The organism is Mycoplasma phocimorsus (assembly GCF_030077875.1).
Taxonomy (GTDB): domain Bacteria; phylum Bacillota_I; class Bacilli_A; order Mycoplasmatales; family Metamycoplasmataceae; genus Mycoplasma_H; species Mycoplasma_H phocimorsus.
The window spans coordinates 1-559 of the sequence record NZ_JASEJT010000012.1 but is presented as its reverse complement, the minus strand read 5'-3'; the positions used below and the strand labels follow the sequence as shown (position 1 = coordinate 559).

Below are 559 nucleotides of genomic sequence, written 5' to 3'. Positions count from 1 at the left end.
GAGTTCCGGGCTATTCAAAAGATGGAAAATTTAAAGAAGATCAAGTTGTAATTGGTATGGCCACTGATGAAAATGGAATACCAATTATGCTAAAAGTATTCAGAGGAAACACTGCCGATTGCAACACTTTTATTCCATTTATTTTTGAAATGAAAAAGACTTACAATCTTAAAAAAGTGACCATAATTGCCGATAAAGGTATGTCAATTAACAGAAATATAAGGTTTTTAGAGGCAAATGGTATAGATTTTATCATTTCTTACCGTCTAAAAACCTCTTCAAAAGAATTTAAAAAATTTGCACTTGATGAGGAAAGTTATAAACAAATTAACTTAAGCACAAGATATAAAGAGTATAAATATAACTCTCATTGAAATGGAAAAAGAGTTAATGAAAATATTCGAAGAAGAATCATTACGCACAGCATTTCTCGAGCTAAAAAAGATAAAGAAGATCGTAGAAATTTAATTAATAATTTTATTAAAAAACAAAACTCACAAGGTGTTGTTACTGCTGATAATATTATTGGAATAAAGAAATATAAATTCTATAAAAAAGT

Annotated in this window: 1 protein-coding gene; it reads left to right on the top strand. The window is 27.4% G+C overall.

The features are described from left to right. Positions 1-559: IS1634 family transposase (locus tag QMA87_RS03245; RefSeq protein WP_283833863.1), on the top strand; the 559-nt coding region annotated here is incomplete at both ends.